Source organism: Cyanobium gracile UHCC 0139, from assembly GCF_034931325.1.
Classification (GTDB): domain Bacteria; phylum Cyanobacteriota; class Cyanobacteriia; order PCC-6307; family Cyanobiaceae; genus Cyanobium; species Cyanobium gracile_B.
Genome location: NZ_JAYGHX010000007.1, coordinates 32785 through 54421 on the forward strand (window position 1 = coordinate 32785; position 21637 = coordinate 54421).

At 71.2% G+C, this 21637-nt stretch carries 17 protein-coding genes; 9 read left to right on the forward strand and 8 right to left on the reverse strand.

Features of this window, described 5'->3' with window-relative positions; all coding sequences use genetic code 11:
* Position 1 precedes the first annotated feature (1 nt).
* From VB738_RS11845 to hypE, 5 genes are read left to right on the forward strand one after another with little or no spacing between them, the layout of a single operon-like run.
* On the forward strand, positions 2-238 hold the full coding sequence (locus VB738_RS11845) for a HypC/HybG/HupF family hydrogenase formation chaperone (RefSeq protein WP_323305928.1): 237 nt from the start codon (positions 2-4) through the stop codon (positions 236-238).
* Positions 235-3849, forward strand: a complete 3615-nt coding sequence (gene nifJ / locus VB738_RS11850) for a pyruvate:ferredoxin (flavodoxin) oxidoreductase (RefSeq protein ID WP_323305929.1) — start codon at positions 235-237, stop codon at positions 3847-3849. The genes VB738_RS11845 and nifJ overlap by 4 nt, the downstream gene beginning before the upstream one ends.
* Positions 3846-4880 carry a dihydroorotate dehydrogenase-like protein gene (locus VB738_RS11855; RefSeq protein WP_323305930.1) on the forward strand — a complete coding sequence of 345 codons (1035 nt, stop codon included), beginning with the start codon at positions 3846-3848 and terminating at the stop codon, positions 4878-4880. The genes nifJ and VB738_RS11855 overlap by 4 nt, the downstream gene beginning before the upstream one ends.
* Positions 4877-6013 (forward strand): hydrogenase formation protein HypD, encoded by a 1137-nt coding sequence (gene hypD, locus VB738_RS11860; RefSeq protein ID WP_323305931.1) that lies wholly within the window; start codon positions 4877-4879, stop codon positions 6011-6013. The genes VB738_RS11855 and hypD overlap by 4 nt, the downstream gene beginning before the upstream one ends.
* Positions 6006-7037 carry a hydrogenase expression/formation protein HypE gene (hypE, locus tag VB738_RS11865; protein WP_323305932.1) on the forward strand — a complete coding sequence of 344 codons (1032 nt, stop codon included), beginning with the start codon at positions 6006-6008 and terminating at the stop codon, positions 7035-7037. Before hypD ends, hypE begins: the two co-directional genes overlap by 8 nt.
* Here the strand turns inward: hypE and VB738_RS11870 are convergent.
* Positions 7006-9891 carry a cation-transporting P-type ATPase gene (locus tag VB738_RS11870; protein ID WP_323305933.1) on the reverse strand — a complete coding sequence of 962 codons (2886 nt, stop codon included), beginning with the start codon at positions 9889-9891 and terminating at the stop codon, positions 7006-7008. The two genes, hypE and VB738_RS11870, sit on opposite strands and share 32 nt — an antisense overlap.
* Before the next feature lie 64 nt (positions 9892-9955).
* Between VB738_RS11870 and VB738_RS11875 the strand changes: the two genes are divergently transcribed.
* Complete coding sequence (locus VB738_RS11875) at positions 9956-10921, forward strand: TraB/GumN family protein (protein WP_323305934.1); 966 nt, start codon at positions 9956-9958, stop codon at positions 10919-10921.
* Here the strand turns inward: VB738_RS11875 and VB738_RS11880 are convergent.
* The 5 genes from VB738_RS11880 to VB738_RS11900 form a co-directional block, all read right to left on the reverse strand.
* The gene (locus VB738_RS11880; protein ID WP_323305935.1) at positions 10918-14061 is read right to left on the reverse strand and encodes an efflux RND transporter permease subunit; all 3144 of its coding nucleotides are present in this window, start codon (positions 14059-14061) and stop codon (positions 10918-10920) included. The two genes, VB738_RS11875 and VB738_RS11880, sit on opposite strands and share 4 nt — an antisense overlap.
* Before the next feature lie 69 nt (positions 14062-14130).
* Positions 14131-14352, reverse strand: coding sequence for a DUF3136 domain-containing protein (locus VB738_RS11885; protein ID WP_015110915.1), 222 nt, complete (start codon positions 14350-14352; stop codon positions 14131-14133).
* 43 nt (positions 14353-14395) lie between these two features.
* Positions 14396-15955 carry a bifunctional orotidine-5'-phosphate decarboxylase/orotate phosphoribosyltransferase gene (locus VB738_RS11890; RefSeq protein WP_323305936.1) on the reverse strand — a complete coding sequence of 520 codons (1560 nt, stop codon included), beginning with the start codon at positions 15953-15955 and terminating at the stop codon, positions 14396-14398.
* A gap of 26 nt (positions 15956-15981) precedes the next feature.
* Positions 15982-17373 carry a hypothetical protein gene (locus tag VB738_RS11895; RefSeq protein ID WP_323305937.1) on the reverse strand — a complete coding sequence of 464 codons (1392 nt, stop codon included), beginning with the start codon at positions 17371-17373 and terminating at the stop codon, positions 15982-15984.
* Between the two features lie 68 nt (positions 17374-17441).
* Entirely contained in the window at positions 17442-19172 is a 1731-nt protein-coding gene (locus VB738_RS11900; RefSeq protein ID WP_323305938.1) for an NAD-dependent malic enzyme, read from the reverse strand.
* A gap of 131 nt (positions 19173-19303) precedes the next feature.
* On the opposite strand from VB738_RS11900, the gene VB738_RS11905 reads away from it, so the two are divergent.
* Genes VB738_RS11905 through VB738_RS11915 form a run of 3 tightly spaced genes read left to right on the forward strand, consistent with a single transcriptional unit; the run spans position 19304 to position 20641 of the window.
* Positions 19304-20131 (forward strand): fumarylacetoacetate hydrolase family protein, encoded by an 828-nt coding sequence (locus VB738_RS11905; protein ID WP_323305939.1) that lies wholly within the window; start codon positions 19304-19306, stop codon positions 20129-20131.
* Between the two features lie 22 nt (positions 20132-20153).
* Positions 20154-20414: a TIGR02450 family Trp-rich protein gene (locus tag VB738_RS11910; protein ID WP_323305940.1), complete on the forward strand. Its 261-nt coding sequence runs from the start codon at positions 20154-20156 to the stop codon at positions 20412-20414.
* Positions 20411-20641 carry a hypothetical protein gene (locus VB738_RS11915; RefSeq protein WP_323305941.1) on the forward strand — a complete coding sequence of 77 codons (231 nt, stop codon included), beginning with the start codon at positions 20411-20413 and terminating at the stop codon, positions 20639-20641. The genes VB738_RS11910 and VB738_RS11915 overlap by 4 nt, the downstream gene beginning before the upstream one ends.
* A 33-nt stretch (positions 20642-20674) precedes the next feature.
* Here the strand turns inward: VB738_RS11915 and VB738_RS11920 are convergent, their stop codons facing one another.
* Complete coding sequence (locus tag VB738_RS11920; RefSeq protein WP_323305942.1) at positions 20675-21220, reverse strand: L,D-transpeptidase; 546 nt, start codon at positions 21218-21220, stop codon at positions 20675-20677.
* 76 nt (positions 21221-21296) lie between these two features.
* Complete coding sequence (locus VB738_RS11925; RefSeq protein WP_106221433.1) at positions 21297-21572, reverse strand: cell division protein SepF; 276 nt, start codon at positions 21570-21572, stop codon at positions 21297-21299.
* Positions 21573-21637: the final 65 nt, after the last annotated feature.

Genomic DNA, 21637 nt, shown 5'->3' on the forward strand with positions numbered 1-21637 from the left:
CATGTGCCTGGCCGTGCCCGCCCGCATCCTCTCGATCCGGAGCCAGCCGCCTGCGGGCGAGCCCGGGCCGGGACCCCCCACGGGGGCCGACGATGGGCTCTGGCGCATGGCCGAGGTGGATTTCGGGGGGGTGCGCCAGCAGGTGAGCCTGGCCTGCCTGCCCGAGGCGGCCGTCGGCGATCGGGTGCTGGTGCATGTGGGCCTGGCCCTGAGCCTCGTCGAGGACGACCCCGCATGACCATCACCGTCGACGGCAACGAGGCCGTGGCCCTGGTGGCCTACCGCCTCAACGAGGCGATCGCCATCTACCCGATCACGCCCGCTTCGCCGATGGGGGAGTGGGCCGACGCCTGGAACACCGAAGGCCGCCCCAACCTCTGGGGCACGGTGCCGGCGGTGGTGGAGCTGCAGAGCGAGGCCGGCGCCGCCGGCACCGTCCACGGCGCCCTGCAGGCGGGGGTGCTGACCACCACCTTCACGGCCTCTCAGGGGCTGCTGCTGATGGTGCCCAACCTCTACAAGCTGGCGGGCGAACTCACCCCCGCCGTGCTGCACGTGGCGGCCCGCTCCCTGGCGGCCCAGGGCCTCTCGATCTTCGGCGACCACAGCGACGTGATGGCCTGCCGCGGCACGGGCTGCGCCATCCTCTGCTCGGCCTCGGTGCAGGAGGCGGGCGACTTCGCCGCCATCGCCACCCGGGCGAGCCTGAAGGGGCGGCTGCCGTTCCTGCACATGTTCGACGGCTTCCGCACCTCCCACGAGATCCAGAAGATCGAGCCCATCGACGACGCGGTGCTCCACGCCCTGATGCCGATGGAGGCGGTGGCGGCCCACCGCCAGCGGGCCCTCTCCCCGGACCATCCGGTGCTGCGGGGCACGGCCCAGAACCCGGATGTCTACTTCCAGGCGCGGGAGTCGGTGAACCGCTTCTACGACGCCCTCCCCGGCCACCTGGTGGAGGCGATGGAGCGCTTCGCCGGCCTCACCGGCCGCCATTACGGCCCCTACGAGTACGTGGGCGCCGCCGATGCCGAGCGGGTGGTGGTGCTGATGGGCTCCGGCTGCGACACCGCAGAGGAGACCGTTCAAGCCCTGAACGCCGCGGGCGAAAGGGTGGGGGTGCTCAAGGTGCGCCTGTTCCGGCCCTTCGTGGCCTCCCTGTTCGCCGCCGCCCTGCCGCCGACGGTGCAATCCCTGGCGGTGCTCGACCGCTGCAAGGAGCCGGGGGCCGGCGGTGAACCCCTCTACCTCGATGCGGTGGCGGCCCTCAGCGAGGAGTGGCGCTCCTGCCACGGTGATCGGCCCCTGCCGCAGGTGGTGGGCGGCCGCTACGGCCTCTCTTCCAAGGAGTTCACCCCGGCGATGGTCAAGGCGGTGTTCGACAACCTCCTGCTGAGCCAGCCCCGCAACCACTTCACCGTCGGCATCGATGACGACGTCACCCACCGCTCGCTGCCCATTGCCGCGGACTTCCACGTCGACGGGGCCGACGAGGTGCGCGCCGTGTTCTACGGCCTGGGCTCGGACGGCACCGTGGGGGGCAACAAGGCCACGATCAAGATCATCGGCGAGCAGACCGACCTGTACGCCCAGGCCTACTTCGTCTACGACTCCAAGAAATCCGGCTCGGTCACGGTGTCGCACCTGCGCTTCGGCCCCCGACCGATCCGCGCCCCCTACCTGATCGAGCGCCCCACCCTGGTGGCTTGCCACCAGTGGGATTTCGTCGACCGCTTCGACCTGCTGGCCGGCCTGGACGCCGGTGGGGTGCTGCTGCTCAACAGCCCCTTCCCGATCGAAGAGAGCTGGCGGCGGATGCCGGCCTCACTGCGCTGCGGCATCCGCGAGCGGGGCCTGACGGTGTGGCTGATCAACGCCTACCGGGTGGCGCGGGAGGCCGGCATGGGCAACCACATCAACACGGTGATGCAGGCCTGCTTCTTCGCCGTCAGCGGCGTGCTGCCGCGGCAGGAGGCGATCGAGCAGATCCGTGCCTCCGTGCGCAAGACCTACGGCCGCAAGGGGGAGGCGGTGGTGGCGATCAACCTGCGTGCCCTCGACGCCACCCTTGAGCACCTGCAGCCGCTTGACTGGCGCTGTCTGTCGGCCGAGGACGACCTCCCGCCACCGGCCCCTGTGGCCGACCGGCTCGCCGACGCTCCGCTGTTCGTGCGGGAGGTGATCGGCCCCCTGATGGAGCGGCGCGGCGATGCCCTGCCCGTCAGCGCCCTGCCCTGCGACGGCACCTGGCCCACGGGCACGGCCCAGTGGGAGAAGCGCAACATCGCCGAGTCGGTGCCGGTGTGGGAGAGCGACCTCTGCGTGCAGTGCGGCAAGTGCGTCATGGTGTGTCCCCATGCGGTGATCCGGGCCAAGGCGGTGGCGCCGGAGGCCCTGGCCGCTGCCCCCGAGGGATTCCGCCAGGCCCCCGCCCGCGATCCCGACTTCCAGGGCCGCAGCTTCACGATCCAGGTGGCCGTCGAGGACTGCACCGGTTGCGCCCTGTGCGTGGAGGTCTGTCCGGCCCGGGACCGCACCGAGCCGAAGCGCAAGGCGATCAACATGGCCCCCCAGCGCCCCCTGCGGGAGGCCGGCCGCGGCCACTGGGACTTTTTCCTGGGGCTGCCCGAGATGGCCCGCGGCGACCTCAACCTGCACAAGATCGGTCAGCAGCAGTTGCAGCAACCCCTGTTCGAGTTCTCCGGCGCCTGCGGCGGCTGCGGCGAAACCCCCTACCTCAAGCTGGCCAGCCAGCTGTTCGGCGACCGCATGCTGGTGGCCAACGCCACGGGCTGCTCCTCCATCTATGGCGGCAACCTGCCCACCACCCCCTGGAGCACCAACGCCGAGGGGCGCGGCCCGGCCTGGAGCAATTCCCTGTTCGAGGACAACGCCGAGTTCGGCCTGGGCATGCGGGTGGCGATCGACCAGCAGCGCCAGATGGCCCTGGAGCTGCTGGAGCGGCTGGGGCCGGCGCCGGAGCGGGCCGACCCCCTGCTCCCCGGGGCCCTGGTGGCGGCGATCCGCGACGGCGACCAGCACGACGAGGCCGGCATCGTCGCCCAGCGGCAACGGGTGGAGGAGCTCAAGCGCCTGCTCCACGCCGTGGCACCGGAGGCCCCCCGGGCCACCACCCCTCGGGATGCACAGGCCGCCCGGCTGCTGGATCTGGCCGATGCCCTGGTCAAGAAGAGCGTCTGGCTGGTGGGGGGTGACGGCTGGGCCTACGACATCGGCTTCGGCGGCCTCGACCACGTGCTCGCCAGCGGCCGGGACGTCAATGCCCTGGTGCTCGACACCGAGGTGTACTCCAACACCGGCGGCCAGATGTCGAAGGCCACCCCCCGGGCGGCGGTGGCCAAGTACGCCGCCGGCGGCAAGGCCGCGCCCAAGAAGGATCTCGGGCTGATGATGATGAGCTACGGCACGGTCTACGTGGCCAGCGTGGCCATGGGGGCCCGCGATGAGCACACGGTGCGGGCGTTCCTGGAGGCGGAAAGTTATCCGGGGCCGTCGCTGATCCTGGCCTACTCGCACTGCATCGCCCACGGCATCGACATGGCCCGGGGCATGGAACAGCAGAAGGCGGCGGTGGACTCCGGCCGCTGGCTGCTCTACCGCTACGACCCGCGCCGCACCGACCGGGGCGAGCACCCGCTGCAGATCGACAGCCGGGGCCAGAAGCGACCCCTGGCGGAGGCGATGGCCACGGAGAACCGTTTCCGCATGCTCTCCTTCAGCCAGCCGGAGCGGGCCCGGGCGCTGGCGCGCCAGGCAGAGCTGGAGGTGGGGCGGCGCCTGGCCATCTACCGGGCCCTCGCCGGCACCCCGAGCGAGGCACCGCCATGACCCATCCCGATCTGTCCGTCACCTATCTGGGCCTGGAGCTGCGCAGCCCGCTGGTGGTGGGGGCCGCGGCGCCCCTCAGCGAGGACATTGACCAGCTGCTGCGGCAGGAGGAGGCCGGCGCCGCGGCCGTGGTGCTGCATTCGCTGTTCGAAGAGCAGATCGAGCGCGACCAGCTGGAGCTGCACCGGGTGACCCTGCAGGGCGCCGACAGCTACGGCGAGGCGCTCAGCTACTTCCCCGAGCCCTCGATCTTCCATGTGGGCCACGACCTCTACCTGCGCCACCTGGAGCAGGCCCGCTCCCGGCTGTCGGTGCCGGTGATCGCCAGCCTCAACGGCGCCCACCCCGGCCAGTGGGTGCAGGTGGCGCGGCGGATGGAGTCGGCCGGCGCCAGTGCCCTGGAGCTGAACATCTATGCCGTTCCCACCGATCCGGACCTCTCCAGCGCGGCGATCGAGAACCAGGTGCTGGAGATCGTCGCCGAGGTGCGCGCCGAGGTGACGCTGCCCCTGGCGGTGAAGCTCAGCCCCTTCTTCACCAACTTCGGCGCCATGGCCAAGCGGCTGGCCGCCGCCGGTGCCGATGGGCTGGTGCTGTTCAACCGCTTCTACCAGCCCGACATCGACATCGAAGAACTGGAGGTGCGGCCCAACCTGCTGCTGTCCACCCCCCACGACCTGCGGCTGCCCCTGCGCTGGATCGCCCTGCTGCACGGCCGCCACCCGCTGGATCTGGCGGCCACCGGCGGCGTGCACCGCGGCACCGACGTGGTGCGCCTGCTGATGGCCGGTGCCGCCATCACCCAGGTGGTCGCCGCCCTGCTGCGCCACGGCCCCGGCCGCCTCACGGGGCTGGAGGAGGAGCTCAGCCAGTGGCTGCTGGAGCACGAGCACGCCACGGCCCGGGAGCTGATCGGCTGCATGAGCCAGCAGCGCTGCCCCGATCCGAGCGAGTACGAGCGCTCCCAGTACATGCGCGCCGTCCAGACCTTCCTGCCCGCCGATGCCGCGGCGGCGCCCGGTCCCTGGTGAGTGCTCCGCTGGCGGCGACGGCGGAAGTGGCCGCCGTGCGGGAGCTGGCGGCCGAGCTCGCCGCGATCACCACCCGCCCCTGGACCCTGATGGAGGTGTGCGGCGGCCAGACCCACGCCATCGTGCGCTGGGGGCTCGACCAGCTGCTCCCCCCCGGGCTGCGGTTGATCCACGGGCCCGGCTGTCCGGTCTGCGTCACCCCCGCCGCCACGATCGATGCCGCCCGGGCCCTGGCCCGCCGGCCCGAGGTGATCCTCTGCTCCTACGGCGACATGCTGCGGGTGCCGGGCGCCGCTGCTGACGGGGGGCCGGGGGATCTGCTGGGGGTGCGGGCCGAGGGTGGCGATGTGCGCCTGCTCACCTCCCCGTTGGAGGCCCTGGCCCTGGCCCGGCGCCACCCGGATCGCCAGGTGGTGTTCCTGGCGGTGGGCTTCGAGACCACGGCCCCGGCCACCGCTTTGCTGGTGCGCCAGGCGATGGCCGCCGGGGCGGCCAACCTCTCCCTGCTGGCGGCCCACGTGCGGGTGCCCCCCGCCATGGCGGCGATCCTGGCGGCCGAGGGCAACCAGGTGCAGGGATTTCTGGCGGCGGGGCACGTGTGCGCGGTGATGGGCACCACCGAACTGGAGGACCTGGCGGATCGGCAGCGGGTGCCGGTGGTGGTCAGCGGCTTCGAGCCCTTGGATCTGATGCGGGGCCTGGTGGCCTGCGTGCGGCAGCTGGAGCGGGGTGAGGCCCGGGTGGCCAATGCCTACGGCCGGGTGGTGCGCCAGCAGGGCAATCCGGAGGCCCGGGGCCTGCTGGAATCGGTGTTCGAGCCGGTGGACCGGCCCTGGCGGGGCTTCGGCGTGATCCCGGGGGGCGGCCTGGGGCTGAGGGCGCCGTTCCGCCACCTGGAGGCCAGGGCCCGGTTCCCCGGCCTGCCCGGTGGGCCCGAGGAGGGGGCGGATCCCGGGGCCGAGGCCGGCGCGGAGGGGGTCTGCATCAGCGGCCGCATCCTGCAGGGGCGCGCCCGGCCCATGGACTGCCCGGCCTTCGGCACCACCTGCACCCCCGAGCACCCGCTGGGGGCACCGATGGTGTCCTCCGAGGGGGCCTGCGCCGCCTACCACCGTTACGGCCGCCGTGGCTGAGCCGGCTACGCCCGCCACCCCCCGCATCCAGCTGGCCCACGGCGGCGGCGGCACCCTGATGCAGCAGCTGATCGACGCCGAGCTGCGCCGCCTCTACGCCGACCCCGACCAGGTGCTGCACGATGCCGCCCGCCTGTCCCTGCCCCACGGCCGGCTCGCCTTCACCACCGACAGCTACGTGGTGCAGCCCCTGGAGTTCGAGGGGGGCGACATCGGCACCCTGGCGGTGACGGGCACCGCCAACGACCTGGCGATGGCAGGCGCGCGGCCCCTGGTGCTGAGCCTGGGCCTGATCCTGGAGGAGGGGCTGGAGCTGGCCCTGCTGCGCCGGATCGTGGCGTCGCTGGGGGAGGCGTCCCGGCGCTGCGGGGTGACCATCGTCACCGGCGACACCAAGGTGGTGGAGCGGGGCAAGGGGGACGGGGCCTTCCTCAACACCAGCGGCATCGGCCTGCTGCAGGTGGACGAGCCGATCGATCCGCTGGCGATCGCCCCCGGCGACCAGCTGCTGGTGAGCGGCGACCTGGGCCGCCACGGGGTGGCGATCCTGGCCGCCCGCCATGGCCTGGATCTGCAGCCCCCCCTGGCCACGGACTGCATGCCCCTGTGGCCGGCGGTGGAGGCGCTGCTGGCGGCCGGGGTGCGGCTCCACTGCCTGCGGGACCTCACCCGGGGCGGCCTGGCCAGTGCCCTGCAGGAGCTGGCCGCCCCCGGGGGGCTGGAGCTGCTGGTGGAGGAGGAGCGCATCCCGGTGGCCGAGCCCGTGCGGCGCACCTGTGAGCTGCTGGGGTTCGACCCGCTGCACCTGGCCAACGAGGGCCGCTTCCTGGCGGTGGTGCCCGAGGCCGATCGGCAGCGGGCCCTGGAGGTACTGGCGCCGGCCGGGGGGGCCTGGATCGGCCAAGTGGCGGCGGCAGGCCACACAGCCGGCCGCCCCCGTGGCCGGGTACTGCTGCGCACCCCCTTCGGCAGCGAGCGGGTGCTGGTGCCCCTCAGCGGGGAACTGCTGCCACGGATCTGCTGAACCCTGGCGGCACCTGCCCAGCGTGGCGCCAGCGTTTGTCGAGGGCATCCACCAGGATCACCAGCACTGGGGCCAGGGCCATCGGCCCCAGCCAGGCCAGGGGGAACGGAGCCATTCCAAACACGGCCGCCACTGGAGCCAGCAGCACCAGGGCACTGGCCAGCAGCGGTTCACTGACCCATCCCAGCCACAGCAAGGGATTGGGGATGGCGAGCGTGGCCCAGGCGGGACGGCGTTCACTGCGGCAGGCCAGCAGGGTGCCCATCTGGCCGGCCACGATCAGGCAGAAGGTGACGGTGGTGGCCTGCTGCTGGATCGCCACCACGCCGGCGTCGGCGGTGTGATGCAGGAGCTGGGGCGCCAGGATCCGCAGCTGGCTCCAGCCCACGCCGTTGGCTCGCCAGGTCAGCAGGTACCCCGCCATGGCCACCAGGCCCTCCACCACCCCCAGCACCAGATAGGCGCGCACCATCACGGCCCGGTTGAGCAGCGGCAGGCCCCTGGGGCGCGGGGGCAGGCGCATCAACCCCGGTTCGGGTGGGTCGGCCCCCAGGCCCAGGGCCGGCAGCAGGTCGGTGCCCAGGTCGACGGCCAGGATCTGCAGCACCGTGAGGGCGGCGGGAATCCCGGCGATCACCATCGCCAGGAAGGGCAGCACCTCCGGCACGTTCGAGGCCAGCACGTAGGTGATGAAGCGGCCGATGTTGGTCACCACCGAGCGGCCGTAGCGGACGGCTTCCACGATCGTGGCGAAGTTGTCGTCGAGCAGCACGATGTCGGCGGCCTCACGGGCCACATCCGTGCCGCTGATCCCCATCGCCAGCCCCACATCGGCGGCGCGCAGGGCCGGGGCATCGTTGACGCCATCGCCGGTGACGGCCACCACCTCCCCGAGGGCGCGGTAGGCCTGCACCAGCCGCAGCTTCTGCTCCGGCGCCATGCGGGCGAACACCAGCCGGCGGCGGTACTTGAGCAGCTGGCGCAGGTGCACGTCGCTGATCTGGGCCAGGGTGGAGCCCTCGATCACCCGCACCGGGTCCGCGCTGGCCTGCTGCTGCGCCGTCGGTCGGCCCGGGGACCCAGGGGGGTCGAGCAGACCGATCTGCTGGGCGATCGCCTGGGCCGTCAGGCCGTAGTCGCCGGTGACCATCGTCACCTTGATGCCGGCGTCCCGGCACCGGCGGATCGCGTCGGGCACCTCCGGACGGGGGGGGTCGTAGAGACCGAGCAGACCGAGGAACATCTGGGCACTCTCCAGGGCCTCCGCCGGCGCGTCGCCGCAGCCCCCGTCGCCGCGGCGGAGCGCCACGGCGATGACGCGAAAGCCCCTGGCGGCCAGCCCATCGTTGGCGGCCACCACCTGCTGGCGCAGCTCGGCGGGCAAGGGGGCGTCGCCACTGGAGGACAGCCAGCTGCTGCACTGCTCCAGAACCTCCAGGGGGGCCCCCTTGGTGATCAGCAGGGAGCCCCCCGTGACGATCGGCAGATCGTCGGCATGGTCGCCCCAGTCCACCAGCACGGTCATGCGGCGGCGGAGGGAATCGAAGGGAACCTCCCGGCGCCGTGGATGCCGGCCCGGCAACGCCTCCGGCACCAGCCCGGCTTCCGCGGCGGCCACCAGCATCGCCGTTTCGGTGGGATCCCCCACCCCCAACCGCGGTGCGGCGGCGCCACCGGCCCCCGCCACCGGTGCATCGAGGCGGGCGTTGGAGCAGAGGCAGGCGGCGCGCAGCAACAGCCGCTCCAGCCCCCCGGCGGGCAACGGCAGCCAGGTGCTCTCCACCGCCATGCGGTTGCCGGTGAGGGTGCCCGTCTTGTCGGAGCAGATCACACTCACCGAGCCCAGGGCTTCCACCGCCGAGAGTCGGCGCACCAGAGCCTGGCGGCTGGCCATCCGCTGCACCGCCATGGCCAGGGCCAGGGTGACGGTGGGCAGCAGCCCTTCGGGAACGTTGGCCACGATGATCCCCGTGGCGAACACCACGCTCTCCAGCGGGGCCATCCCGACCAGCAGGACGCTGAGGCCGAAAGCGACCACGCCCATGGTCACGGCGATGGTGCAGATCGTGTGGACGATTTTGCTGACCTGCACCTCCAGGGTGCTGGCGCCGCGCGTGGTGCCGGCCGCCAGGCGCGCCACCTGCCCGAATTCCGTCTCCGCGCCCGTGGCGTAGACGAACGCCTCCCCCCGTCCTGAGGCCACGGTGCTGCCGGCCATCACCAGGTTGATCCGCTCACCGGTGCTGACCTTCACCTGGCGCTGGCTGCCTTCGATGGCCCCGCTCCGGCGCGCCACCGGCAGGGATTCGCCGGTGAGCACCGACAGATCCAGATAGAGCCCATGGGCCTCGCTCAACCGACAGTCGGCCGGGATCCGATCCCCCTCTTCGAGCCGGATACGGTCACCCGCCACCAGCTGCTCCGCCGCCAGAAAGCCCAGCTGGCCGTTGCGCCACACCTGCACCTGGCTGGGCAGGGCGCGGGTGAGCGCCGCCAGGGTGCGCTCGGCCTGGAACTCCTGCCAGAAGGAGAAGACGCCGTTGATCAGGACCACCCCCCAGATGGCCCAGCCCAGCTGGGGGGTCCCGGCGGCGAAGGCCAGCCCCCCGGCGACCCACAGCAGCAGGGCCATGAAATGGACCATCTGGTCCAGGAAGCGCAGGGCCAGGGGCCTGCGCCGGGCGGGCGGGAGGCGGTTGGGGCCGAAATGGGCCAGGCGCCGTTCGGCCTCCTCGCTGCCGAGGCCCTCCGGTGTGGTCTGCAGGGCCTGGTGGACGCCTTCCAGCGGCAGCGACCAGATCGGCTGGGAGGCGGCGAGCAGCACGGACCGGCGGCGGGGGGCCACCTTCAGCATGGCCAGCCCGGGGTCGGGCGAAGCGGCGTCGCTAGCGTCAATGGCCCCGTGGATACCGCCACCGATGCCGCCTCCCCTGCGCCCGTCGAGGCTCCGGTCGGTGCGGCGCCGTGCCCTGGCCCTGGCGGCCCTCGTCCTGGCGGCCGTTCCCGCGGTGGCCGCCTTTCCTGGGTTGGCGTCCGCTTCAGCGGCGGCGGCGGACGTCGGCACCCTCTGGAGGGTGCGGGATGGCGCCGGCACCGTGTTCATCGCCGGCTCCCTGCACCAGCTGCGGCGCGACCGGGCCGGGCTCCCCCCGTCCTATGGCCTGGCCTACGGGGAGGCGGAGCGGCTGGCCATGGAGCTCGACATGGATGGCATCAGCCCGGCGGTTCTGGCCGGTGAGCTGGTGACCCGGGCCCTCGATCCCGACGGCCGCTCCCTGCGCGATGGCCTGCCGGCGGCCTCCTGGCGAACCCTCCAGCCGCGCCTGGCAGGACTGGGGCTGCCGGAGGCGGTGATCGATCGTTTCGAGCCCTGGGCCGTGGCCCTGCTGCTGGCCTCCGCTGAGTTCCTGCAACGGGGCTACTCCCCCGAGAGCGGGGTGGAGGGCCAGCTCCAGGCCAGCGCCGCCGCCGACCGCAAGCCCATCGATGGTCTGGAGACACCGGCCGAACAGTTCGAACTGTTCGATGGGCTGCCCCGGACCGATCAGGTGCAGCTGCTGGAGGTCACCCTGAAGGAATTGGATGGGGTCGGGCCCCGGCTGGACGCCCTCGAGGGGGCCTGGCGGGCCGGCGACCTGCAGCGCCTCGAGGCCCTGCTGCTCGGGGATTATCGCCAGCGGCCGGATCTGCACGAGCGGCTCGTGCTCCGGCGCAATGCGGCTTGGGTGGCTCCGGTGAGGGGGTTCCTGCGTCGCCCCGACGACACGCTGGTGGTGGTGGGGCTGATGCACCTGCTTGGGGAGCGGGGGCTGATCGCCCTGCTGCGCCAGCAGGGGCTGAAGCCGGAGCGGTTCGTGGCTGGCGCCTGGCGGCCGGATCCCTAGGAAGGCTCGGCCCGGCGGCCATGGCCGGCGCCCAGGCTCAGCTCCCATCCCTTGACGATCCGGTAGAGGGTGGGGACCAGGAAGAGGGTGAGCACCGTGGCCACCAGCAGCCCGAAGAACACCACCGTGCCGATGCTGGTGCGGCTGGCGGCGCCGGCGCCGGTGGCGAACAGCAGGGGCAGGAAGCCCGCCAGGGAGGAGAAGGCGGTGAGCAGGATCGGCCGCAGACGGGCGACGGCGGCACCATGCACGGCCTCGTCGAGGGGCATCCCCTCAGCCAGCCGCTGGTTGGCGAATTCGACGATCAGGATCGCGTTCTTCGCCGCCAGGCTCACCAGCACCAGCAGGCCCATCTGGCCGTAGACATCCAGGGGCAGGTCCCGCAGGGCCAGACCCGCCACCCCGCCGAGCACGCCCATCGGCACCGTCGCCAGGATGATGAAGGGATCGGCGAAGTTCTCGTACAGACCGGCCAGGACCAGGAACATCACCAGCACCGCCAGGGCGAAGACCTGCAGATTGCCGCCACCGGCCCTGGCCTCCTCCCGAGCCAGGCCCGCCCACTCGAGGTCGGTGGCGGTGCTGGCCCTGTCCCGCTGCAGCTGCTCCAGCAGGGCAATGGCCTGGCCGCTGCTCACCCCCGGACCGGGTTGGGCCCGGATGCTGATCGAGCGCACCAAACGGGTGTGGTTGATCGTGGTGGGGCCGGTGCCCGCCTCCAGACGCACGACCTGGGCCACCGGAATCAGCTGGCCATCCCGGTTGCGCACCTGCAGGGCGAGCACGTCATCGGCGCCCCGCCGGGCGTCGCCCTCGAGCTGGACGATCACCTTGCGCACCTGGTCCCCTTCGAAGCTGTCGTTGACGTAGTCGCTGCCGAAGCTGGCGCCGAGCACGCTCACCAGCTCATCGAGGTCCACCTGGAGCGAAGCCATGCGCAGCCGGTCGGGGATCAGCCGCAGCAGGGGGGCGTCGGCGCTGAAGCGGGTACCCACCTGCTCGAAGGCGCCGGTGTCACGGGCTGCCGCGATGAAGGCCTCGGCCTCCTGCTGGAATTCCCCCAGGCTCAGGCGGCCGCCGCTGGTGTCGAGCAGGTCGAACTCCAGCCCGCTCTCGCTGCTGAAGCCCCGCACGGTGGGGGATTCGCTCACGATCACGGTGGCATCGCTGATCGTCTCGCGCAGCTGTCTGTTGAGCCGATCGACCACGGCGGCGGCGCTCTGGTCAGCGCCGCCCCGTTGCTCGATCGGCAACAGGCGCAGGAAGAAGATGCCCTTGTTGGGGGAGCTGTCTCCGAAGGAACGGCCGGCGTAGAAGTTGGCGAACCGCATCAGGGGTTCCTCCGCCACCACCGCCCGCACCTGCTCCATCACCTGCTGGGTGCGGGGCAGGGCGATGCCGTCCTGGAGCAGCACCACCCCCCTCAGCTGGCCGCTGTCCTCCTGGGGGATGAAGGCTGTCGGTCGCTGCTGCAGCGCCAGCCCGGTGAGGAGCAGACCGAGCAGCAATCCGACCACCACCCGCCGCCGCCAGCCGAGCACGCGGGACAGCAGGCGGTCGTAGGGGCCTTCCAGCCGCTCCAGGGCCCGCCGGGGCGGATCGATCCAGCGCAGCAGCCAGCCCGGCTCCCGGCGATCGGCGTGCAGCAGGCGGCTGGCGGCCACCGGGGTGAAGGTGAGGGCGTTGAAGGTGGAAAAAACGATCGTGCCGCCGATCGTCAGGGCGATCGGGGCGTAGAGGCGGCCCAGGCTGCCCTGCAGGGTGAGCACGGGCAGGAACACCACGATCAGCACCAGGGAGGTGGCGATCACGGCGCCCCCCAACTCCGCCATGGCTTCGCGGGCGGCCTCCAGGGGCGGGCGGCCGTTCTCGAGGCGGCGGCCGATGTCCTCGCTGACCACGATGGCATCGTCCACCACCAGGCCGCTGGCCAGCACCATGCCGAACAGGGTGAGGGTGTTGATCGAATCGCCGCTGAGGCGCAGCACGGCCAGCGAACCGATCAGGGCCACCGGCACCGCCGAGGCGCTGATCAGGGCGAGACGGCTGTTGCCGAGCCCCAGCAGCAGCACCAGGAACACCAGCAGCACCGCATCCCGCAGGCTCGCCGTGGTGCGGTCGATGCTGGTGCGGATGGAGGCCGCCTCGTCGACGATCACCTGCAGGTCGACCCCCGGTGGGAAGCGGGGACCCAGTTGCTCGAGGGCCTCGTTGATGCCCTGGCTCACCTCCAGGGCATTGCTGCCGTCCCGCTGGAAGATCCCCATGGCCACCGCCGTCTGGCCCTTCAGGTCGGTGGCGATCGATTCGTAGTTCTCGCTGCCCAGGGTCACCCGGCCCACATCCTTCAGCAGGGTGACGCCGCCGTTGGCGCTGCGGTCGACCACCAGGGCCTCGAACTCCTGGGGGCTGCGCAGGCGCCCCTCCATGCGCAGGGGCAGGGTGACCAGCTGGTCGTCGGGGGAGGGGGCCACCCCGGCCTGGCCGAGGGCGGCCAGCACGTTCTGCTCCTCCAGGGCATCGCGCACTTCGCTGATCGTGAGATCCCGTTCTTCCAGCCGGAGCGGATCCAGCCACAGCCGGAAGGCGAGTGAGCTGCCGCCGAACAGCCGTACCTCCCCAACGCCTGGCACCCGCTGCAGACGGTCGCGGATCACCTGATCCACCCAGCCGCTCAGAAAGACGTTGTCGTAGCGGTCACGGTTGGCACTGAAGCTCAGCACCATCAGCAGGTCGTCGGAGGTGCGCCGCACCTGCACCCCGAAGCGCGCCACCTGGGCGGGGAGCTGGCGGCTGACCACCGCTGCCTCGTTCTGGGTGTTGATCTGGTTGAGCTCGGGATTCCCCCCCTCGAAGCTGAGGGAGATGCTGCTGCCGTTGGCGGAACTGGTGGAGCGGATCGAATCCAGCCGCTCCAGGCCGTTGAACTGTTTCTCCAGCAGGGTGGTCACCCCCTGCTCCACCACCTCCGGACTGGCTCCCGGATAGCTGGCGCTCACCGACACCCGGCCCGGGGCGATCGGCGGAAGGTTCTCGACCTTGAGGCCGGGAAGGCTGATCAGGCCGCCGAGAAGCACCAGCAGGCTGAGCACCAGCGTCAGCACCGGCCGGCGCAGGAAGGGGTCGGAGATCGACTTCACGGAAACGCCTGGGTGGGCACCGACCCTGATCGCCGCCCGATCCTGGCAGGTTTGGGCGTCGGCCCGCGATCAGCGCAGGTCGCGCTTCAGAACGGCGTAGAGGTAATCGGGGGACTTGTAGCGACTCGGCAGGCAGATGTGCAGCTGCTCCAGCCGGCTCCAGCAGACTGTGCGCTGAATCGCCTCCATGGTGCGGCCCTCCTTGAGCAGCAGCCGCATCGCCTTGCAGTAAAGGGAGTACTTCGCCTCCAGCTCTCCGATCGTGGGGGGCTGACCCTGGACCTGGGGCATGGCGGAAGGGGGCACCCGGGTTTTGCAGGGGTGCAGAGCCACTCTACGAGCTGGCCAGCATCCCCTCGACGTCCACGGTCCTCGCCGGGGGGGCATGGCCGAGGGTGGCGGCCTGGCCATCGCTGAGCCGTCCGGCCGCCTGCAGCACAGCGGTGATGCGGGCGATGTCGAGCACGGCGTGGCAGCGGTAGCCCGCCCGGGCCAGCCGCTCGCGGGCGCTGGTGTCGGCCCGGCCGCCGTGGTCGATGAAGACGACCACATCCTCCACCTCCAGGCCGGAGCTTTCCAGCTTGGCGATGCCCTCGAGCACACTGTTGCCGGTGATCAGGATGTCGTCCACCACCACCACCCGGTCGCCCTCCTCGAAATCCCCTTCGATCAGGCGGCGGGCCCCGTGGGCCTTCACCTCCTTGCGGGGATAGAGCAGGGGTTTGTGCAGCTGCAGCGACAGCCCGGTGGCGGTGGGCAGGGAGCCGTAGGGAATGCCGGCGATGCGGTCGAAGACCAGCTCCCCGAGCTGGCCGGCGTAGGCATGCAGCACCCGGTGGAACAGGTTGGGATCGGAGATGATCTGGCGCAGGTCCACGTAGTAGTTGAAAACGGCTCCCGAGGCCTGCACGTAGTCGCCGAACAGCAGGCAGCCGATGTCGAACAGGTCGAGGATCAGGCTGGCCAGGGGGTCGCCGGAGCCATCCGCGTCCGCGCCGGCCACGGCATCGGCGCTGCCGTCCGGGCGACGCTCCGGCAGCCACAGGCTGCAGGCCTCGCCCTGGTCCGGTGCCCGCCGCTCCAGCCAGCGGTCCCGCCGCTCGCTGATCCGCTGTTTGAGGGCGGCGGCGCGCACGGCGATGTCGTCCTCCACCAGCAGGTTCTGGGGCAGGGGCATCAGCAGGCCGTCGGCGGCCGGACTCAGCCCGGCCTCCAGCAGGGCGTCGAGGCGATCCTCCTCGCCCCAGAGGCTGCGCAGGATCAGGAACCGTTCCGGGGCCTCCTGGCGCACCCGGGCCAGGATCGCCGGGTCACTGGTGCCCACCTCCAGCAGCAGCTGGTCGGGGGTGGCCCAGAGCTGGCATTCCCGCACGATGCGCAGGTAGAGGGGATCGCTCTCATCGGGGTGGTGCTGCAGCACCCGGGCGGCCGCATTGGAGCTGTGGCAGGTGATCACCACCGCCTTGTCGGGATACAGCAGGAACGGGGCGGCGATGTCCTGGCCGGCCAGGGGGGAGAGCGTGACGCCATCGGCACCCAGTTCGCGGAACAGGTAGTGGGCCAGGGCCGAGGAGCTGTTCAGGTCCCCGTGCTTGGTGTCGATGATCAGGGGGATGTCGAGCGGCACCAGCTCCCGCACCTCCCGCAGCAGTTCCAGGCCCACCGGACCGAGGGCCTGGTAGAAGCCGAGGCTGGGCTTGTAGGCGCAGACGTGGTCAGCGGTGGCCTCCACCACCGCCTTGATCCAATGGCGCGCCTGGGACAGAAACGAGCGGCCGCCCATGCCGCGGCGATGGGCCCAGGCCTGCAGCATCTCCGGGTTGGGGTCGAGGCCGGTGACCAGCAGCGACTGACGGGCGGCGATGGCGTCGGTGAGCTGGACGAAGAAGCCCATCGCGCGGGGGGTTGGTGCCCAAGGTGCTAAGGCGAGGGCCGTCGCCTGTGCGAGGGGGTGACACAGGACTTATTGATCCCTGTGCCCCAGCGGACCGCCGGCCCGGCAGGGGATCGCCCGTGCCATGACCCGCAACCGAGCAGGCCGGTGGCCAGGGCACCCGCCAGGACCGGAAGCAACACGTTGTCGTTGGCCAGTTCGAGCCATTCCCCCATGGGCAGGCGGAAGATGATGCCGAGATAGGGGATGAACCAGACGCACAGGATCGGAACCAGGACCAGGGTGATCCAGCCGCGACGGCCGCCATCGTTGGTCCCGTGGCAGAGGAAGGCCCCACTGACACCAACGGCGGGCAACAAGAAGATGAACTTGTAGTCGAAGGATCTGGTGAACAGATAGGTGCCGATCCAGGTCGATGTGAACAGGCAGAGGGTTACGGCGATCCGTCGGGAATCGACCTGGGAGACTCCTCTGGCGAGGAAGGTCCGCAGGTGCTGAGGTACTCCCTGGCGCCAGGCGCCCACCGCCCCCGCTACAAGGAAAGCAAGCTTCATCGCCAGCCAGCCGAAAGAGGGGAGACTGGCGACGCTGCTTGACAATGAAAGGCCGGCGATCAGCCCATGGCTGAGCAGGGCTCCACCGGGACGGGGTGAATTCTTTAGGATCCATACGATCCAGGGCAGAACCAGCGACAGCCCGAGCACGGCCCCCAGAAAGGCCCAGCGCAGGTTGCGCGCCGATGTTACTTGCCTGATCCCCGACCATGGTTCGAGCAGCTGGGTGGCGATGATTCCAAACAGGGGAAGGACTTTGGTGGCCACGGCCAGGAAGGCGAGGCCGGCGGCGGCCGCTGCGGATCTCCGTTTTTCTCCCGCCATCGCACGGGCCAGCAGGCCCAAGAGCAGGAAGATGATCAGATCGTTGTTTGCCCTCTCAAGTGCCAGTTGGAAGGGCAGTGACAAGTAGGCAAGTGACAAGAGAATCCCTGCCACAAGGGCGGAGGGGATCAGGGCGAAGAAGAAGTCGGCGGTGACCAGGGTCACGGCCAGACCTAGCGCCAACCCCAGCCACCCCAGGCTGGCGCTTGAGACGCCAAAGCCCTTGAACATCCACAGCGCCATCGGAGGATAGGTGAATCGTCGTCCGTAGGGATCGCAGTTCACGACACCTTTGAAGAAGTCGTCCAAGCTGCCATCACAGTGGGCGCTGTGGGTGAGCATGGCGAGGTCGGCGAACGGCGGGGTGACCATGGCCAGATGCCGGATGGGTGCGAACGCCAGGCTTTGCCATTCCTGAAGCGCGGGAAGGGCGTAGATGACCAGGGAAAACAAGAGGTAGAGAAAACTTGTGACTGCCAAGAGGTAGCCAAGCCGGTCACCAATAGAAAGTTGGCGCCCATCGATCTTTTTGTTGGGCATGGACCAGGTAGAAATGATGCGAAATAAGGTAACGCTATCTCGCCTTAATCTGCGTTTTGTGATTCTCCTCAGCCCTGCAATTCGGCGTACTCCGGGCTCCATCGGCAGGCGTCCAGGCGCGAGAGGGCGGCCTCGGGGGTGGCGGCCTGGCGGGCCAGCCCTTCCTGCACCGCCTGGATCGCCACCGCTTCGGCCACGGCCCGGGACACCGCCTGGACGGCCGCCAGGGGTGGCATCAGGGGGGCGTCGGGATCGGTCGCGGCCGGGATCACCCCGGCCAGGGCCTCGATGCTGGCGTCGATCATGGTGTCGCTCACCTCAGTGGCGCCCACCGCCACGGCGCCGTAGCCCAGGCCCGGGAACACGAAGCAGTTGTTGCACTGGCCGATCACCCGTTCGATCGGCTCGCCGCCGCTGCCCGTGCCGACCACCGGCGGGAAGGGGCTGCCGGTGGCCACCAGGGCCCGGCCCCGGCTCCATCGCAGCAGGTTCTCCGGGGTGATCTCCGCCAGCGGAGTGGGATTGGAGAGGGGCAGGACGATCGGCCGCCCGCCGTCGGCGCAGAGGGCCTCCACCACCGCCTGATCAAAGGCCCCGGCGGCGGTGGAGGTGCCGATCAGCACCCCTGGCCGCACCGCCTCGATCACCGCCAGCAGGCCCGGGCCCGGACCCTCGGCCGGCGACGCCGTCCCGAACCGTGCCGCCAGCAGCTCCGGCCCCTTGGCGAACGGGCGGGCGCCACCGGAGAGGCCCGGGGTTCCGCCGTGGATCAGTCCGTCGCGGTCGATCAGCCAGAGGCGGTCGGCGGCCTCGGCGGCCGCGAGTCCCTGGCGCTTTAGCAGGCGCCAGAGCCGTTCGGCGATGCCGCAGCCGGCGCTGCCCGCCCCGAAGATGACGATCTGCTGGTCGGCCAGGCGCTGCCCCAGGCCCCGCAGGCCGGCCAGGATCGCCGCCGCCGCCACGCTGCTGGTGCCCTGGATGTCGTCGTTGAAGCTCGGCACCCGGTGCCGGTAGGCCTCCAGCACGGGGCGGGCATGGGCGGCCCCGAAGTCCTCCCAGTGCACCAGGGCGCCGGGGCAGACCGCCTGCACGGCGGCGATGAAGCGGTCGAGGAAGGCGGTGTAGGCCTCCCCCTGCAGGCGGGGCCGGCGCAGGCCGGGGTAACAGGGGTCGGCCAGCAGTTCGGGCCGGTCGGTGCCCACGTCGAGCATCACCGGCAGGCCCCGGGCCGGATCGAGCCCGGCGCAGAGGGTATACACCGCCAGCTTTCCCTGGCAGATCTGGATGCCCCCCACCCCCTGGTCGCCGATGCCGAGGATCCCCTGGGCGTCGGTGACCAGAAGCAGGGCCGGCGCCTGGCCGGCGGAGCCGCCGCAGGCTTGGGCCAGCAGCTCCTCGAGTTGCTCCTGCTGCGGCGCCGCCAGGTAGATCCCCTGGCTGGGGCTGCGGTAGGTGTGGCTGAAGTGCTGGATCGCCTGCCCCACCGTGGGGGTGTAGACGATCGGCATCGCCAGTTCGATGTGGTCGGCGAGGAAGCGGTGGAAGAGGGTGACGTTCCGCTCCCTCAGGGTCTGGAGATAGGCGTAGCGCTCCAGGTCGCTGCCCATGGCACCGAAGGCCAGGCGGCAGCGCTCCACCTGAGCTTCGATGGTCTCCACCTGCCAGGGCAGCAGGGCCTCCAGCCCCAGGTCCCGCCGCTCCGCCCGGCTGAAGGCGGTGCCCTTGTTAAGCAGCGGATCATTGAGCAGTTCGGCGCCCCGGAGGGTGGTGCTCCGCTGGCGACGGGGTTCGGCGACCACGGCGTGCTCCTGGTTCCGCTGGTGCCCCCATCATCCATGGGCTGCCGGAGGAGAGTGGTCGCTGCGGAGGCCTCTTCGCCCCCCGGCAGATCCTCCGTGCAGCCCCCCAGGCAGCCCCCCACGAAACCCCTATGAAGATCGTGCGCTACGTGGATGCCGCCGGCGCCATCCACCTCGCCTGTCGCCATCCCGACGGCAGCCTGGAGCGCCTGGCGGGCGACCTGTTCGGCGCTCTGGAGCCCACGGGCGAGCGGGCCACGGCCCACAGGGTCCTGGCCCCCCTGGAGCCGCGGGCCATTCTGTGCATCGGTCTCAACTACCGCCGCCATGCCGCCGAGACCGGCGCCGCGATCCCCACCTGGCCGGTGCTGTTCATGAAGGTGCCGGGGGCGGTGCAGCATCCCGAGGCGCCGATCCTCCTGCCCACCACCGCGCCCAGCCACCAGGTGGACTACGAGGGGGAACTGGCGGTGGTGATCGGCCGCACCTGCCGCAACGTGCCGCGCTCCGAGGCCCTGGGGGTGGTGCTGGGCTACACCTGCGCCAACGACGTCAGCGCCCGCGACTGGCAGAAGCAGTCCCAGCTCGGCGGCGGCCAGTGGTGCCGCGGCAAGAGCTTCGACACCTTCGCGCCCCTGGGCCCCTGCCTGGTGACCACCGCGGCGATCCCCGATCCCCAGGCCCTGCGCCTGCAGACCCGCCTCAATGGCGAAACGGTGCAGGCGGCCAGCACCGCCGACATGATCTTTCCGGTGGCGGCGATCATCGAATTCCTGAGCGCCAGCACCACCCTGGCTGCCGGCACCGTGATCCTCACCGGCACCCCCAGCGGCGTCGGCATGGCGGCCGATCCGCCCCGCTGGCTGCGCCGCGGCGATACGGTCGAGGTGGAGATCGAGGGCATCGGCGTGCTGCGCAACCCGGTGCAGGAGGAGTCCACCCCAGACCAGGCCCGCTGAGGGCCGTTCCGCATCCCGTCCCATGAAGCTCTCCGCCGCCTGGACCTGCCAGCCCGCCAGGGCCGCCGGCTGCGGCGGCTATCGCCATTTCGCCGTGCTGGGCCAGCGGGGCCGGGGCCGGGAGCGCAGCGTGGAGCTCCAGGCGGTGCTGGATCCCGGCTTCCGGCTGCTGGTGCCCACGGCCGAGCTGCGCGACCGCGCCGCCTGGCTACCGGGCTGGCAGCGCCTGCCTCGCGAGGAGGAACTGCCCGTAAACTTCGATATCTCCACCGCGGAACTGTGACCTTCAACGGAACCCTGGAGGAACTCCAGTCGCTGGTCGAAGGGCTGGGCTGTTTCGGTCACTGGGTGCACGAAGGGGCCTTCGAGATGCTCGTCATCGAGGATGGCGAATCGAACCTGCGCCTCAACTGGTGGCCCGGCACCGGCACCCTGATGCTGGTGGGGGATCCGGCCCAGCGCAGGGACCTGGAGCCCCGGCTGAAGGAGGCCCTGGCCGGCCGCTCCTGACGGACGCCCACCATCGCCGCTGGCGCCTCCGGCTCAGTCTTTGACCACCAGCTCCGTGGTGCCGCTCCGGCGCAGCAGATCGCCCAACACCAGCAGATCGTTGCCGTGGATCAGGCCGATGCAGCCATCGGTGCCGCTGCGCCGCCCCCGGCCGGCGCTGGGGTCGTGATGGATTCCCAGGCCCCTTCGGGCGGTGGGAAAAGCGGGTTCCAGGCCGATCCAGAGGAAACGGCCGAGCTCCACGTCATCCGTCGGCGCGACGGGGGTGATCTCGGTCACGGCGTAGCGGCCCCGTGGCAATGGGGCCTTGCTGCCCAGCCGGTGGCGGTCGCTCTCCTGGCGCCGCACACGGCCCACCAGGGCCTCGTAGGCCCGCGGCGGCTGGCCCGGGAGCAGCAGCTGGAGTTCCCAGATCGGATCGCCGGTGACGGGCAGCTGGCGGTCGGTGCGCACCAGCACCATCCGGCCGCCTCCGGCCGCCACGGCCTGGGCAGCCTGGGCCGATGGTGCCGGACCGGTCAGGACCAGACCCAGGGCCCAGGCGAGGACCAGCGGGACGTGGCCGGAGGAACGCTTCATGGACAGCACGGGACCAAGGCCCGTGTTACTGCCCGGGCGCTGGCGCCACAAGGGCGGGGGGGCCGTTCCCCAAGGATCAGGCCCGTTCGTCCCCGTCCCGGCTGATGGTCACCAGGGCCGGCGCGAACAGGAACACCGTGTCCCCAAGCCGCTCCGACTGACCGTCCAGCGCGAAGACGCCACCGGAGACGAAGTCGATGGTGCGCTGGGCCTCCTCCGGGGCCATGGCACTGAGATGGAGCACCACGGTCTTGAACTGCTGCACTGCCAACACCGCCTCGACGGCCTCCTCGAAGCGGCCCGGTGTCATCACCACCACCTCGTGAAACCAGGTGCCGAAGGGGGTTTCCATTGCTCCAGGTTGCCTCAGTCCGTCCCCCCCAGCCAGCGGAAGGGCGTGAGCCTCCGGTGAGAACC